Origin of the sequence: Nocardia callitridis, assembly GCF_039543305.1 — a bacterium.
Classification (GTDB): domain Bacteria; phylum Actinomycetota; class Actinomycetes; order Mycobacteriales; family Mycobacteriaceae; genus Nocardia; species Nocardia callitridis.
The window spans coordinates 1,544,178-1,558,411 of record NZ_BAABJM010000002.1 but is presented as its reverse complement, the minus strand read 5'-3'; the positions used below and the strand labels follow the sequence as shown (position 1 = coordinate 1,558,411).

Below are 14,234 nucleotides of genomic sequence, written 5' to 3'. Positions count from 1 at the left end.
GTCTCAGACCTTACGAATGACGGTGACAACCTTGCCGAGGATCTGGGCATTGTTGCCGGGGATGGGTTCGAAGACGGGGTTGTGCGGCATCAGCCACACGTCCTTGCCGGTCCGTTTGAACGTCTTCACGGTGGCCTCGCCGTCGATCATCGCGGCGACGATCTCGCCGTTGTCCGCGACGTTCTGCTGCCGGACCACCACCCAGTCGCCGTCGCAGATCGCCGCGTCGACCATGGACTGCCCGACGACCTTAAGCAGGAACAGTGAACCGTCGCCGACCAACTCGCGCGGCAGCGGGAAAACGTCCTCGACGGCCTGCTCGGCGAGGATCGGCCCACCGGCGGCAATCCGACCGAGGACGGGGACGAACGTCGGTGTCGGATGCGCGGCGTCCAGTGCGCCGGTCTCGGATTCGGCGGCGCCGGACAGGCTGGTGACCGCCCGAACACCCTCGTCCAAGCCGCGAACATCCACTGCGCGTGGACGATTGGGGTCGCGTCGGAGAAATCCCTTGCGCTCCAAGGTGCGTAACTGGTGGGCGACCGATGACGTGGACGTCAACCCGACGGCGTCACCGATCTCCCTGATGCTCGGGGGGTACCCGCGTTCGCTGACCGAGGTGCGGATGACCTCCAACACACTGCGCTGACGCACGGTGAGATCCGCTCCGGCCGATGATTCGGCGCCGCCTCCGCTCTCGCCCTCCGCCTCGCTGGTGTGGCTCACCGCATCCGCCCTTCCCGTGTACTCGATTGTGCCCCGCCGGTATTCGTTCGGCGCGTGGCGTCCGGTCTGTCCGGCATGGTCTCTCGAATCTAGCCGGACCCGGCCCAGGTATCAAACATCTGTTCGACGTATGTCGCGCGTTGGTGCTGACATTGTCGGTGCCGCGTGGTAGAAATCGAACATACGTACGTCGAACATGTGATCGAATGAAGAGCGAACATTGCAGTCGAACGAGGGTGATCCGAGCGGGTTTTTCGCACCGCGCCGGCCGGGTGGCATCAGCACGTCCGTGTCGGAGATCGCATCGGGAACACCGCGATCGAACGCTGGCGCCGGAGTACGTGAAAAGCGGCTCGGCGCAGCTGGATTCGGCAGAAGAGTCCGGTTCGACCCGACCGGCGACGCGACACCACCACGACGAGGTACCGACCCACGGAGGTTTGTCCGATGAGCACTGTGACCGCCGAGACCACCGAGACCCGCACGGCACCGCTGCCCGGTGTGCCAGCCGCCCACCCGGCGTTGCTCGTCGCCTCCGACGCGCGTGCGGCGGTCGCGGTCGCGGCCGATGTCGAGGTGGAGTCCGGCGCGCACGCCGATCTGGGATTCGACACGATTCCCCGCGTCGACCGCGCGCGTCGCAGCGTCGCGCGTCCGCGCGCCGCGGAGGTGGTCTGCCGTGCCGCCGTGGATCGGCGGCCGGGCACCGCACGGCCACGGGCAGCGGTGATCGGATACGACCGGGCCCCAAGGTTTTCCCCGATCGCGCGGGAGTCCGTCGTGGATCGGGTCGTCGACCGGCGCCGCCCGGTCGAGGACCCGATGCGCAGGGTGGAGCAGGCGCGGGTCGGCTTCGCCACGCTGGCGGTCACCGCGTTGCTCACCGCCCTGGTAGTGGTCGGCATGATTCTGCTCGCACACGCGCGAGCGGGCAGCTGGGACGCGGGTTCGTCCTCGTCGGCGCCGTCGGTCGTGCAGAGCGACGGCGCGGCACAGGGTGTCGTCACCGGTTCCTCGCGTTGACCGACGGCACCGAGCGGGGTCGTCTCGGCGAATCGCGTGATGGTACGGATGGGGTTAGTGCGACAACCGGGATAGACAGGCGGGTATCCTCGAAGGACTATGCGGGTATGTCGCCGATCTTGGGCGATGGACCTGGCGCCGAGGCACCTGCCTCGGTATACGTACTCGCCGGGCCGGTCGCCGCGACCGGAGGTCGGGCCGGACGCGAGCGCGCGCATCGACGAAGGATTCCCCGGATGCATTGCCCGTACTGCCGACACCCCGACTCGAGGGTCGTGGATTCGCGCGAGGCCGACGAAGGCGCGGCCATCCGTCGCCGACGCTCCTGCCCGCAGTGCGGGCGGCGATTCAGCACGGTCGAGACCGCTCTGCTGTCCGTGGTCAAACGCAGCGGCGTCACCGAACCGTTCAGCCGCGAGAAGGTGATCCGCGGCGTGCGTCGCGCCTGTCAGGGGCGCGAAGTGGATGACGACGCGTTGAACCTGCTCGCGCAGAAGGTCGAGGACGCGGTGCGCGCCACCGGCTCGCCCGAGGTCCCGAGCCACGAGGTAGGCCTGGCCATCCTCGGCCCACTCCGTGACCTCGACGAAGTCGCCTATCTGCGCTTCGCCTCGGTCTACCGCTCGTTCACCTCCGCCGACGATTTCGAACGCGAGATACAGGAGATCCGCAGGGCCCGCGCGGCGGCGCTGTCGTCAGCCGAGTGAGCGTCGTCCAGATTCGACCAGGACTCGTCGGGTTCGTTATCACCGCGGCGGGATGTCGGGATCGCAGCAGCGTGAATCCCAGCCGGCGTGCGGTACGCGAGTTCGCGCGCAGATCGGCGAGGACTGCGAGGACATGATGCCGCGCCGGTCGCGATCGGAGCGGGCGCGACCACGGTAATCGGTCGGCTTCAACTTTCTGCGGGCCCGTTAGCGCTTCTCGGTGTGCGCCGCCGAGCCCGTGGCGGAGTGGGGAGCGCCCGTGGCGGAGTGGGGAGCGTCGTCGGCGGGTCGATAGGTCGCGATGATGACGCCAGTCGCGGTGGGAGCGCACTCGGTGAGTCGTAAGGCGGCGACGTGACCATCTTGCTCGAACAGGCGTTGGCCGGATCCGAGCACGATCGGGTGGATCATCAGCAAGAACTCGTCGATGAGACCGTACGGCAGCAGTGCGCGGATCAGTTGGCCGCTACCCATGATCACCAGATCCGTGGTGCGCGCGAGTTCCTTGACGGCACCGGGGATGTCGCCGTGCACCAGGGTCGAGTTCGGCCAATCGAGTCCGGTATCCGGCGTCCTCGAGACGACGTACTTCGCAGTGTTGTTCAGCGCGTCTCGGTAGGGGGAGTGCTGGGTGTTCCAGTAGCTCAGCATCTGTTCATAGCTTCGTCGGCCCAGCAACAACCCGCCACTGGGTTTACTCATGTGTGGTCCCATCGCCGCGTACATGGCAGGGTCGCTGCCTCGGATCGCCCAGCCGCCGTGCGTGAAACCGCCCCGAGAATCCTCGTCAGGACTACCTGGCGACTGCATGACGCCGTCGAGGGTGATGTGGTTGATCACGGTAAGAGTCATGACCGGGTCCTCCATTGGCTGGTCGCGGTAGGAGCATTCCTCCTCTGCGCAGACGACGCTCATGCCGGAGAATCATCGGTGGCTCGCGCCGGTCGAGTACGCCGCGCACTCCGAGTCAGCGGCGAACGGACGCGATGGCTCGCTCGATGCGCTTCACCGAGACCGGGAACGGGGTGCCGAGTTTCTGGGCGAAGAGGCTCACCCGGAATTCCTCGAGCATCCACCAGATCTCCATGACCGCCGGTGTGCCACGACGGTTCTCCGGCAGCGTGCTCAGTAGCCGGTTGTAGGCGGCGGTGGCGCGGTCGAGTTCGGCCATGCCCTGGCGGTCGCGGACCGCGGAGGCGGGCAGGGCCTCCAGGCGCAGGACCGCGGCGGCCAGGTAACGCGGGAGTTCGCGCAGCCGCGCGCTGCCCCATTCCGAGACAAAGCCGCGAAATACGAGGTCGTCGCGTTGCGCGCGGACATCGTCGGCGATATCGCGCTCGCTGACGGCTGTCTCCGCGAGCGCCGACGAAACCCGGTGTGCCTGCGCGAGAATCGGTACGACGAGGCGTACGAGGCGAGCGACCGCCGACGGAAGCTCGGGGCGGATCTTCGCCACCAAGGCCTCGAATCGCGCAGGCTCGCGGACCGGCCCACCGTTGGCGTCCACCAGCGCATCGATCGCCGCCGCGCGGCAGTCCTCGATCAGTGCGTCCAGCGAGCCGTACGGGTTCTGGCTCAAGGCGAGCCGATCGGTCGCGGAGAGCCCGGAGGTAGCGGACTTCGTCGACAACGTCACCGTGTGCAGCAGCAAAGCCCGTGTGCCCGAACGCATCGCCGCGGCCTGCTCGGCGGGGGAACTCAGTACTCGCACCGCGACACCCGAACCTTCGGCGACCAGGGCGGGGTATCCGGTGACCGTCTGACCGGCCACCTCACGGCGCACCGTGGATTCGACCGTGCCCAGCGACTCCGAGGTCCACACGGTGGCGGGAGCGCGCTCGGCTCCCGCCGTCGCACGCGCCACGGACGCGGCGACCTGGGTGGCCAACCGAGTTTTCAACTCCGCGAGGGCTTTTCCCGAGTCGACCGGCTTGTTGTGTGCGTCGACGACGGCGTAGGTCATCCGCAGATGATCGGGCAGCGCCGTGGGGTCGAGGTCGCCCGGTCCGATGGTGACCGAGCCGAGGCGAGAAAGCTCCCTGGCCAGCCCGGCGCGCAGCGGTTCCGCGCGTGGGGTGAGCGCGGCCAACGCCGACGCCGCGAAATCCGGGGCGGGAACCACGCTGCGCCGTAACGCTTTCGGCAAGGTCTTGATGAAGGCAGCGACCAGTTCCGCGCGCATACCCGGCACCAGCCAGTCGAACCCGACGGCGCGGACATGGGCGAGTTGTTCGATCGGGATGCGCACGGTGACACCATCGGATTCGGTGCCCGGTTCGAACTGGTAGGTCAGCGGGAAGCTGAGTTCGCCCTGCCGCCAGGTGTCGGGAAACGCCGAGGGGTCCAGGGCCGCCGCGTCCTCGTTGACGATCGTCGAGGTGGTGAAGTCGAGTTGAGCGGGATCGCTGCGGCGTGCGCTGCGCCACCAGCTGTCGAAGTGCCTGGCCGAGACGATCTCGGCGGGCAGGCGGCGGTCGTAGAACTCGAAAAGCACCTCGTCATCGACGAGGATGTCGCGACGGCGCGCGCGATGCTCGAGATCGGCGACATCGTCGAGCAGGGCGCGATTGCGATGAAAGAACTCGTGTTTGGTCTGCCACTCGCCCTCGACCAAGGCGTGGCGGATGAACAATTCGCGCGAGAGCTCGGGGTCGATGGCGCCGTAGTCGACAGGTCGGCCGGTGACCAGGGGAAGGCCATAGAGTGTCACCCGTTCGTAGGCGCGCGCCGCACCGCGTTTGCTCGACCAATGCGGTTCGGAATACGTCCGTTTGACCAGATCACCGGCGAGCTGCTCGGCCCACTCCGGCTTCACCGCGGCGGCCATCCTGCCCCACAGTCGCGAGGTCTCGACCAGCTCGGCGGCCATCACCCAGCGGGGCGGTTTCTTCGCCAGGGACGAGCCGGGAAAGATCATGAACTTCGCGTTGCGCGCGCCGAGGAACTCCTTGGTCTCGGCCTCGCGGACGCCGATGTGCGACAGCATTCCGGCCAGCAGGGCGCGATGGATGCCGGTGGAATCCCAAGGGGCGTCATCGGATTCGTGGGTGTTCGGCGGTGTGGTGGCAGTGCGGGGGGTGTTCGTCGCGCCTGACTTGCCACGCCGTCTGCGGCCCCGCGTCGAACGGGAGGTGGTTTCGCCGCCCTGGCCGTCGCTGCCTCGGCCGGTCGGCGCGTTGTTCGAGTCCGTGGTGCTCGAATCGGCGCCTTGTGCGCGACTCACCGCCGCGTCCTGGGTCGACCAGCCGAGTCCCTTGGCGATCGTGCGCAGCTGACCGTGCAGGTCCTGCCATTCCCTGATGCGCAGGTAGTGCAAGAATTCGGTTTTGCACATCCGGCGGAACTGGTTGGACGACTGCGACTTTCGTTGCTCGACGAGGTACTGCCACAGGCGGAGATAGGCCAGGAAGTCCGAGCCTTCCACGACGAATCGCGCGTGCTTGGTGTCTGCGGCCTGTTGCTGGTCGGCGGGCCGCTCGCGGACATCTTGGATCGACAATGCCGCGACGATGATCAACACATCCGGCAGGCAGCCGGTGCGCTGCGCGGCGACCAGCATGCGCCCCATGCGCGGGTCGACCGGAAGCTGCGCCATATCCCGGCCGATGGGGGTGAGCGCGAGTGGGGCGGATTCGCCGCCGCGCGTGCGGTTTTCGCGTTGGTCCGCGCCATTGTCGCCGGGGGGTCGTGCCGCATTCGGATCCGCGGTGTTCGACTCGGCGCCCGAGCGGGCGCAGGCGCCTTCGGTGGTCTGGTCGGGCCCGTCCTCGGCTGCGTGGCGTCGAGCATTTTCGCCGCCGCCCCGCGCGTCGGGTTCGAGGGTGTCGGTGTCCGCGCTGGAATCCGCGCCGACGGCGTTGCCGATCGTTGCTCGCATCGGTATCGCGGCAGTGTCGGGCGTGACCGTGCGCGCGCGTCCCCCGTCGGCGTTCGACCCCGTCGTACCGGTCGCACGCGCTGTGGGTGCGGGTGTGGGCGGTGTCGCGGCGGTTTCCGAGTTCTTGCCGCGACCGATCGCGGTGCGTGTGAGCGCACCCAATTCCTCCAACAGTGCGATGCCGTCGCGAATCGCGCGCCGATCCGGCGGCTCGACGAAGGGGAAGTTTTCGATATCGCCGAGCCCGAGCGCGGTCATCTGCAGGATGACGGCGGCGAGATTGGTGCGCAGAATCTCCGGTTCGGTGAAGGTAGGCCGGGATTCGAAATCGTCCTCACCGTAGAGCCGGATGCAGATACCGTCGGCGACCCGGCCACAGCGCCCCGACCGCTGCCGCGCCGAGGCCTGTGAGACCGGCTCGATCGGCAGTCGCTGCACCTTGGTCCGCATCGAATAGCGCGAGATCCGCGCGGTACCCGGATCGATGACATAACGGATACCGGGAACGGTGAGCGAGGTTTCCGCGACATTGGTCGCCAACACCACCCGGCGTCCGGTGTGCGCGGAGAAAACCCGGTGTTGTTCGGCCGCGGACAGGCGCGCGTAGAGGGGGAGGATCTCGGTGCGCGGCAATCGTAGATCGCGCAGGGTATCCGCGGCGTCGCGGATCTCGCGTTCGCCGGACAGGAACACCAGCACGTCACCGTCGCCCTCGGCGAACAATTCCGTCACCGCGTCGGCGATGGCGTCGACGGGATCGCGGTCGACCACTCGCGCGTCGTCTTCGTCGTCCGCGTCGTCGTGGTCGCTCGCGGTTCCCGGGATCTCCAGGGCGAGTGGGCGGTAGCGGATCTCCACCGGGTATGAGCGACCCGACACCTCGACGATGGGCGCGGGAACGCCGTCGGCGTCGGCGAAGTGCTTGGCGAACAGTTCGGGGTCGATGGTCGCGGAGGTAATGATGATCTTGAGGTCGGGTCGGCGCGGAAGCAGCTGCTTCAGATAGCCGAGGAGGAAATCGATATTGAGGCTGCGTTCGTGCGCCTCGTCGATGATGATCGTGTCGTAGCGGCGCAAAAGGCGGTCGCGTTGGATCTCGGCCAGCAGGATGCCGTCGGTCATCAGCTTGACGAGGGTGCGGTCGGAGGCGTGATCGGTGAATCGCACCGTATAGCCCACGACCTCGCCCAGTTCGGTATCGAGTTCCTCGGCGATGCGCTCGGCGACCGTGCGCGCGGCCAGTCGGCGCGGCTGTGTGTGCCCGATCGTGCCGCGGATGCCACGGCCCAGTTCCAGACAGATCTTGGGGATCTGTGTGGTCTTGCCCGAACCGGTCTCACCCGCGACGATCACCACCTGGTTGTCGGCGATGGCGGCCGCGATGTCCTCGCGTCGCGCGGTGACCGGCAGTTGCTCGGGATACCGGATCGTCGGCACCGCGGCCCTGCGCGCGTCGACGCGAAGTTCCGCCGCGGCGATCTCCGCTTCGACCTCGCCGAGGTCGCCGCCGCGCGCGCGTTCCAGCCGCCGTCGCAGGCGGTGTTCGTCGCGCAGGGAGAGATTCGCCAGGCGGGTGCGGAGGGCGCGGTGGCCGGTGGCAGCAGTCCTGGTCATGACACCAACCAGCGTAGCGAAGCCCGCCAGCGGTTATTTCGGCCGCTACAGCGTGCGGGTCATGAACACGCTGAAGGGGTCGGGTCGATAGGCCCCGAACGGCGCGCAGAAGCCGAACCCGTTCGCGGCGTAGAGCCGCTGGGCCGGGAGGAAGTATTCGGCGCTGCCGGTCTCCAAACTCAGCCGTCGGTACCCGCGTTCGGCGCCTTCGTCGAGCAGACGGCGGAGCAGGCGGGCGGCGATTCCGCGCCGTAGGTAGCCCTCGGCGGTGCGCATGGACTTGATCTCGCCGTGGTGTTCGTCCAAGCGAAGCAGCGCCGCGCACCCGGCCGGTTGGCCACCCTCCCACGCGACCCACACCGTGACCTCGGGTCTACGCAACGATTCGAGCCCGAGCGCGTGCACACTGTCGGCGGGGGAGTGCTCGTGCATCTGCGCGAGATGTTCGGTCAGCAAAGCGACGACCCGTGGGTCGGTGACATCGTCGACGGCGATGCGGGACTGCGCTTGATCTTCTTCGGCGAGTTCGTTTGTTCGTGTCATCGGTTTTGCATGATGACACGAACCCGTCGACCCCGCGCGGTGCACCATTGCCGTCACCGTGCGTACACCGACCACCGACTCAATCATGGTGGGGGTTGTCGCGCTGCGGCGCCGCCACTTCCGTCAGCGATGTGGGTCGGTGGGTGATCGATGGAGAAGCCTCGGTGCCGCTCCCGGCCGGTGTCGGTGCGGCGTGCTGCTCGAATTCGCTCCCGAAAGTGTCGGCGGATGCGACGATCGAATCGTGGCGGTGGCCATCGTCGGTCTGAGAGGTGGTGGGGCATGGGGGATTTCGTGCTCGATGTCGAGGGCGTGCGGTGGGTGGTCACCGGCGCTTTCCTGCTCACGGCCGCGATCGTCATGGTGCGGGTCGCGGCGCCCGTGCTGTCCGGTGTCGCGGTCGCGGGGACGGATCATGTTCTCGCGACCACCCCGGCGGTAGTCGAACGAACTGTGCGACAGCGAGATTCACCCGAGCGCGCCACCGAGCACGTCGAGTCCGATGCCGCGCACCTGATCATGTGCGCGGCGATGGTGGCCATGCTGGTATTCCCCACGAGCCTGAGCCCGCACGCGATGCACGGCGTGATCGTCGCACTGATCGTGGTCTTCAGCGCCCTGCTGGCACTGCGAATCGCGCAGAGCTACAACGATGTCGGCAGCGGACCGGCGGATCGGACGTCGACGGCGTTGGCGCGCAGGACGGTACGAGTCGCGCAGGCGACATGGCGGAACGCGCGGTGTGTGCCGCTGGCTTACCACGTCGCCGCCGCGCTCGCGATGCTGTACGCGATGTCGGGTCACGGCGCGGGGGGACTCGACGGTGCTGCGGGCGGACCCACGTGGCTACCCGCCTCCGTGCTCGCGGTTCTTTTCGTACTGGACGCCGCGGTGATGGTGTCGCCCGCGTTGCGGTCGCTGGTGTATTCGCGGCGCATTGTGCCAGCTCGGGGAGTCGCGCGGATGCTGCCGCATGTGGTGATGGATCTCGGTACGGCGTACATGCTTCTCGTCGCGATCCATGCCTGATCGGACCCGGCGCGAGCCGAAACGACCACGCGGACCAATCCGGGCATCGCGCGATACCGAACCTCCATTATGCAGGCACGGAATTCGGCCACCGGCACAGCCCCGATCGGGCCCGGGCACATCGAGTACATATGACCGATATCGTCATGCGATCCGCCTCGGGATTGCTCGACCTGGCCTACCCGCTGGCGCTCGACGCGATCGTCGGCATCGAGCGCGCGCACTTGGACGTCCAGCTGAGAAACGCCGACCCCACGGTGCGCCAGGCGTTCTCGGACTCGGTATGGCAGCTACGCGAGGTACTGGCTCGACTGTCGGTCCTGCACGAGCTGTCGCCGCCACCAGACCTGGCCGCTCGCGTTCTCGCGGCACTACCCTGTGATAACACCTGGTAGGCCTCAGAGTTCGACGGGGTTGTCCGCGCGCACACGACCACCGAGTTTGGCCCAGCCGTCGGAATCCCATTCGGTGAAAAGTTGTGAGCCCACTCCCTGGGTGATGATCAGGCCGCGGCGCAGCCGTGCGGTGAGCGCGATCGCCGCGGCACCCGTGGCCTGGTCCTCGCCGATTCCCATGGCGGGGGCGAACATGCGCGAGCGCACCGCGCCTCGGTGCTCGTCGACCCACATCCACCCGTAGTGCTGGCCACTGGAATAGTCGTCCGGCCGCAGGGCGGCGAGCTCCTCGGCGTCATCGAGTTGGTGGAAGGTGAAGTCGGGCGCCCATTCACCGCGCGCGGTGATCCAGGTGAGCCCGTCGACCGTATCCACCGCCACCGGACCGGCGGGGACGGCAAGCGTGCGCACCGGCGTGCCCTGCTCGGCGAACCACCACGCGGTGCCCACCGAAGGATGCCCGGCGAACGGCAATTCGAGAGCGGGGGTGTAGATGCGCACCCGCGCGGTTTCGGCGACGGGCTGTTCGACCACCACGGTCTCGCTGTATCCGGCCTTCGTCGCGAGCGCCTGCCGATCGGCAGGGGCCACGTCCTCGGCCCGCGCTATCCCCAACTCGTTGCCGTACCGGCCGTTCTGGTCGGTGAAAACCCGCACCACATCAACCCGTGTGCCCATTTCGCCAGCTTACTCGGCAGCTCGGCCGCCATCGCGGGTCATGGAGCGACGAAGGCCGCCGCCGTCCCTTTCGGGAACGACGGCGGCCGTTGCTCGTTCACACTGGCGAACACGCTCGTGGGAGCCGAACGTCTGCGGAGGTGCGGGTCCGCCGAGCGGGTTCGGGTGCGTGTCGGCGATCCGGGTCAGACCCCGGCGGCCGCGAGCGCTTCGGTCGACTGCACGGCTTGACCGACACCGGCGACGATGGCTGCCGCGCGCAGTGATTCGAAGATCACCTCGCGCGAGACGCCTGCCTCGCGCAGCGTGTGCTCGTGTGCTTCCAGGCAGTGCTGGCAGCCGTTGATCGAGGACACCGCGAACGACCACAGTTCGAAATCGGCCTTGTCGACACCGGGGTTACCGATGATCTGCATGCGCAGTCCGGCACGCAGGTCGTCGTAGCGTCCCTCGAGGAACGCCTTGCCCCGGTAGAAGACGTTGTTCATGCCCATGATCGAGGCCGCGCCGAGTGCGGCGTTGTACGCCTCCGCCGACAGCGTGTCGGCGGCCTCCTCGGCAATCTCGCGCAGCGTGGTCGCCGACTTGCTCGCGGCCGCCGCCGCGAGCAAGGTGCCCCACAGTTGCTGTTCGTTCAGCACCGTGGTGCGCGCGAGGGACGACAAATTGAGCTTGAGGTCCTTGGCGTACTCGGGTAGCGAACCTTTCAGGTTCTCAATGCTCATGGGTGATTCCTTCTACTGGTGGACCGCGATATGCGCGGGGTTTCGGCGGTGGGCGTTGCGCTGCGCGATCAGACGCTCGCGGACAGCAATTCGCCCGCGTTGATGGTCGGGTCGCCCTTCTTCCAGTTGCAGGCGCACAGCTCGTCGGACTGCAACGCGTCGAGCACGCGCAGCACCTCGTCGACGTTGCGGCCGACCGAACCGGCGGTGAGCGAGACGAATTGGATCTCGTTGTTCGGGTCGACGATGAAGGTGGCGCGGTCGGCAACACCGTCGGCGTTCAGAACGCCGCTGGCCGTGGCCAGTTCGCGCTTGAGGTCCGACAGGATCGGGAAGGGGAGGGTCTTGAGGTCCTCGTGCTGCGCGCGCCACTGGAAGTGCACGAACTCGTTGTCCACCGAGGCGCCGAGCACCTGGGCGTCGCGGTCGGCGAATTCCTCGTTGAGCTTGCCGAAGGCGGCGATCTCGGTGGGGCAGACGAAGGTGAAGTCCTTCGGCCAGAAGAAGACGATGCGCCACTTGCCCGCGTGATCGTCGCTGGTGATCTGGGTGAAGTAGTCGTCGGGCTGCTGAGCGTCGACCTTGGACAGGTCACCGCCGATAACCGCGGTGAGGTTGTATGCCGGGAATTGGTCGCCGATGGTCAGCAGGGCCATGCTGGTTCTCCTCGCTTGTTGTGGCTTGGTGTGGCTTGTTGGATTTCTGTGGCGTATGCCGAAACGCTCTTCTGTGATCTTGCCCAAAGCGGAGTGAAAGGTAAAGGTGATCAGTCGCACTACACTGATAGGCGTGCCTGATCAGACTTATCAACCCACCCTGTCGCAGCTGCGTGCCTTCGTCGCCGTGGCGGAGTATCGCCACTTCGGCACGGCAGCTACCCGGCTCGGTGTGAGCCAACCCACGCTATCGCAGGCACTCGCGGCGCTCGAACAAGGCCTCGGACTCCAACTGATCGAACGCAGTACCCGTCGCGTGTTGGTCACCGCGGCGGGAATGCGCTTGCTGCCCAAGGCAATGGCGACCCTGGAAGCCGCCGACAGTTTCGTCGCCTCCGCGACCGGAGACGGACTCGGCGGAACCTTGCGGATGGGCATCATTCCGACCGTCGCACCCTACGTGCTCCCCGGACTGCTTCCCGCACTGCGCAAACGGCTGCCCGCGCTGCGCCCGCAGGTGATCGAGGACCAGACCGCCAGGCTGCTCGACGGTTTGCGCACGGGCGTGCTCGATGTCGCCCTGCTCGCGCTGCCTGCCGAAACCAGCGGACTGGTGGAGATCCCGGTCTATTCCGAACAATTCGTCCTGGTCACACCGCAGGGACACGCATTGGCCGGACGCACCGACCTGGCGCCTTCCGCGCTGGAATCGTTGCCGCTGCTGCTGCTCGACGAAGGACACTGCCTGCGTGATCAGACCCTCGATCTGTGTCGCACCGTCGAGGTCGACCCGATGTCGGTCGGCGATACGCGCGCGGCCTCCCTCGCGACTGTCGTGCAGTGCGTGGCCGGCGGACTCGGGGTCACCTTGATTCCGGAAATGGCGGTTCCCGCCGAAACCGCCAAGGGCAGTTTGGAAACCGCGCACTTCGCCGCGCCCGCGCCGGGCCGCACCATCGGTCTGGTATTTCGCTCCTCCACGGCGAGGTCGGAGGACTACGAATACCTGTCCGCGATCATTCGCGCGCAGCGACCCGGCTGAGCGATCACGCCTCGGCACTCGCGCGCAAAGCGTGCGGTTCGATCGCGCCGCGTCGCAGTGCGCGCGCGTCGATGGTCTCGGCGCGGTACGGCAACCGCGCGAACCCTTCGGTCATGCGCGCCGTCGGATCCGCCACGGTGTCGACCATTCCGAACAGAAACGACCACTCGTGCTCGTCGCTGCCGTAATGCACCACCGTGGCGAACTGATCGTGGAACCGGTGCCATGAGCGTTTCAGCGTCTCGTTGCGCCACATGGTCGCGCACCCCGCCTGGGCGCTCAGCACACCGCCGCGCGCCAGCAGGCCGCGACATCGGCTCAGGAAGTCAGCTTCGTAGAGCCGATTGTGCTGTGCGTCCTCGATGCGTTCGTCGGGCAGGTCGATGACAATGACGTCGTAGCGAGTGTCGGAGGCTGCCGCTTCGGCGAGAAAATCCCACCCGTCGGCGTAATGCATGGTGATCGGACCGGATCCGGCCACCGCGTCGGCCAGCTCCTCGGTGCTGTATCCGTAGGGCAGATGCTCGGCGCACAGCCGCACCTCCAGCTCATCGATGTCGACGTGATCGACCGCGCCCGCTCCCGCCGCGACCGACATCTGACTGGCCACCCCTTCACCCGAGCCGATGATCAACACCCGGTCCAGGCGCTCGGCGAGCGCGAACGCGGGCACCATCATCGCCTCGTGATAGGTCAACTGCGACAACTCCGTCGACTGCCTGTCGTCGTCGGAGAACAGGCCGACCCCCTGCGCGGTGCGCGCGATCACCATGTGTTGGAACGGCGTCCTGGTATCGACAAGGACCTCGGAGACCTCCCACAGCCGCGTCAGTCCCGCACCCACCGGCTCGCGTACTCGTTGATCGGCGCGCCCACGGCGAATGGTGGAGGTATGTACCTCCTTCGGCGACAAGGCCTCCCGCAGCAGCTCGACCGTCTTCGGTGCGCCGCTGCCGATGCTGCCGCAGGTGAAGACATCGATGAAGATCTCGCCGGATTCAGGATAGGTGTGCAGCGACGCGTGTGACTCCGCGAGTAACGCCAGCACCGTCACCCCCTGCGGCTCGAACTTCTGATGGACGACATCGCAAATGGTGGCGCCCACGGCGCTCAACGACTCCCGCAATGCCGTTTCGAGTCGTGTCGGGTCGTCACAGAGATCCGTGTCGACACCACCGAACTCGGCCAGCACATGCCAACCGGCGAAATCCGCCGTCAT

The 14,234-nt window shown here is 67.2% G+C and carries 13 protein-coding genes; 5 read left to right on the top strand and 8 right to left on the bottom strand.

Translation table 11 applies throughout. From position 1 onward, the window contains the following. Positions 1-3: 3 nt before the first annotated feature. Positions 4-726 (bottom strand): transcriptional repressor LexA, encoded by a 723-nt coding sequence (gene lexA, locus ABEA50_RS15900; protein ID WP_345496153.1) that lies wholly within the window; start codon positions 724-726, stop codon positions 4-6. 447 nt (positions 727-1,173) lie between these two features. On the opposite strand from lexA, the gene ABEA50_RS15895 reads away from it, so the two are divergent. After that, positions 1,174-1,749 carry a hypothetical protein gene (locus ABEA50_RS15895; RefSeq protein WP_345496152.1) on the top strand — a complete coding sequence of 192 codons (576 nt, stop codon included), beginning with the start codon at positions 1,174-1,176 and terminating at the stop codon, positions 1,747-1,749. Positions 1,750-1,985: 236 nt separating this feature from the next. Then, positions 1,986-2,456 carry a transcriptional regulator NrdR gene (gene nrdR / locus ABEA50_RS15890; RefSeq protein ID WP_345496590.1) on the top strand — a complete coding sequence of 157 codons (471 nt, stop codon included), beginning with the start codon at positions 1,986-1,988 and terminating at the stop codon, positions 2,454-2,456. A 207-nt stretch (positions 2,457-2,663) separates the two neighbouring features. Here the strand turns inward: nrdR and ABEA50_RS15885 are convergent, their stop codons facing one another. The 3 genes from ABEA50_RS15885 to ABEA50_RS15875 form a co-directional block, all read right to left on the bottom strand. After that, complete coding sequence (locus tag ABEA50_RS15885; RefSeq protein ID WP_345496151.1) at positions 2,664-3,308, bottom strand: dihydrofolate reductase family protein; 645 nt, start codon at positions 3,306-3,308, stop codon at positions 2,664-2,666. A 115-nt stretch (positions 3,309-3,423) separates the two neighbouring features. Next, positions 3,424-7,947 carry an ATP-dependent RNA helicase HrpA gene (hrpA, locus tag ABEA50_RS15880; RefSeq protein WP_345496150.1) on the bottom strand — a complete coding sequence of 1,508 codons (4,524 nt, stop codon included), beginning with the start codon at positions 7,945-7,947 and terminating at the stop codon, positions 3,424-3,426. A gap of 45 nt (positions 7,948-7,992) precedes the next feature. After that, the gene (locus tag ABEA50_RS15875) at positions 7,993-8,490 is read right to left on the bottom strand and encodes a GNAT family N-acetyltransferase (protein ID WP_345496149.1); all 498 of its coding nucleotides are present in this window, start codon (positions 8,488-8,490) and stop codon (positions 7,993-7,995) included. A 282-nt stretch (positions 8,491-8,772) separates the two neighbouring features. Between ABEA50_RS15875 and ABEA50_RS15870 the strand changes: the two genes are divergently transcribed. Together ABEA50_RS15870 and ABEA50_RS15865 are read left to right on the top strand one after the other, a co-directional pair. Next, on the top strand, positions 8,773-9,519 hold the full coding sequence (locus tag ABEA50_RS15870) for a DUF5134 domain-containing protein (RefSeq protein WP_345496147.1): 747 nt from the start codon (positions 8,773-8,775) through the stop codon (positions 9,517-9,519). 131 nt (positions 9,520-9,650) lie between these two features. Next, positions 9,651-9,914, top strand: a complete 264-nt coding sequence (locus ABEA50_RS15865) for an RskA family anti-sigma factor (RefSeq protein ID WP_345496145.1) — start codon at positions 9,651-9,653, stop codon at positions 9,912-9,914. Between the two features lie 3 nt (positions 9,915-9,917). Here ABEA50_RS15865 and ABEA50_RS15860 read toward each other — a convergent pair whose 3' ends face one another. The 3 genes from ABEA50_RS15860 to ABEA50_RS15850 form a co-directional block, all read right to left on the bottom strand. After that, positions 9,918-10,592 carry a PhzF family phenazine biosynthesis protein gene (locus ABEA50_RS15860; RefSeq protein WP_345496144.1) on the bottom strand — a complete coding sequence of 225 codons (675 nt, stop codon included), beginning with the start codon at positions 10,590-10,592 and terminating at the stop codon, positions 9,918-9,920. 185 nt (positions 10,593-10,777) lie between these two features. Beyond that, the gene (locus tag ABEA50_RS15855; RefSeq protein WP_345496143.1) at positions 10,778-11,317 is read right to left on the bottom strand and encodes a carboxymuconolactone decarboxylase family protein; all 540 of its coding nucleotides are present in this window, start codon (positions 11,315-11,317) and stop codon (positions 10,778-10,780) included. A 68-nt stretch (positions 11,318-11,385) separates the two neighbouring features. Beyond that, positions 11,386-11,973, bottom strand: coding sequence for a peroxiredoxin (locus ABEA50_RS15850; protein WP_345496142.1), 588 nt, complete (start codon positions 11,971-11,973; stop codon positions 11,386-11,388). 133 nt (positions 11,974-12,106) lie between these two features. On the opposite strand from ABEA50_RS15850, the gene ABEA50_RS15845 reads away from it, so the two are divergent. Next, positions 12,107-13,015 (top strand): hydrogen peroxide-inducible genes activator, encoded by a 909-nt coding sequence (locus tag ABEA50_RS15845; RefSeq protein ID WP_345496141.1) that lies wholly within the window; start codon positions 12,107-12,109, stop codon positions 13,013-13,015. Between the two features lie 4 nt (positions 13,016-13,019). Here ABEA50_RS15845 and speD read toward each other — a convergent pair whose 3' ends face one another. Beyond that, the gene (gene speD, locus ABEA50_RS15840; RefSeq protein WP_345496139.1) at positions 13,020-14,234 is read right to left on the bottom strand and encodes an adenosylmethionine decarboxylase; all 1,215 of its coding nucleotides are present in this window, start codon (positions 14,232-14,234) and stop codon (positions 13,020-13,022) included.

What these genes read in the sequence shown, in the direction of transcription:
- ABEA50_RS15895 (WP_345496152.1), top strand. Translation starts at nt 1,174, where the DNA reads ATGAGCACTGTGACCGCCGAGACCACCGAGACCCGCACGGCACCGCTG.
- nrdR (WP_345496590.1), top strand. Translation starts at nt 1,986, where the DNA reads ATGCATTGCCCGTACTGCCGACACCCCGACTCGAGGGTCGTGGATTCG.
- ABEA50_RS15885 (WP_345496151.1), bottom strand. Translation starts at nt 3,308, where the DNA reads ATGACTCTTACCGTGATCAACCACATCACCCTCGACGGCGTCATGCAG.
- hrpA (WP_345496150.1), bottom strand. Translation starts at nt 7,947, where the DNA reads ATGACCAGGACTGCTGCCACCGGCCACCGCGCCCTCCGCACCCGCCTG.
- ABEA50_RS15875 (WP_345496149.1), bottom strand. Translation starts at nt 8,490, where the DNA reads ATGACACGAACAAACGAACTCGCCGAAGAAGATCAAGCGCAGTCCCGC.
- ABEA50_RS15870 (WP_345496147.1), top strand. Translation starts at nt 8,773, where the DNA reads ATGGGGGATTTCGTGCTCGATGTCGAGGGCGTGCGGTGGGTGGTCACC.
- ABEA50_RS15865 (WP_345496145.1), top strand. Translation starts at nt 9,651, where the DNA reads ATGACCGATATCGTCATGCGATCCGCCTCGGGATTGCTCGACCTGGCC.
- ABEA50_RS15860 (WP_345496144.1), bottom strand. Translation starts at nt 10,592, where the DNA reads ATGGGCACACGGGTTGATGTGGTGCGGGTTTTCACCGACCAGAACGGC.
- ABEA50_RS15855 (WP_345496143.1), bottom strand. Translation starts at nt 11,317, where the DNA reads ATGAGCATTGAGAACCTGAAAGGTTCGCTACCCGAGTACGCCAAGGAC.
- ABEA50_RS15850 (WP_345496142.1), bottom strand. Translation starts at nt 11,973, where the DNA reads ATGGCCCTGCTGACCATCGGCGACCAATTCCCGGCATACAACCTCACC.
- speD (WP_345496139.1), bottom strand. Translation starts at nt 14,234, where the DNA reads ATGACGGCGGATTTCGCCGGTTGGCATGTGCTGGCCGAGTTCGGTGGT.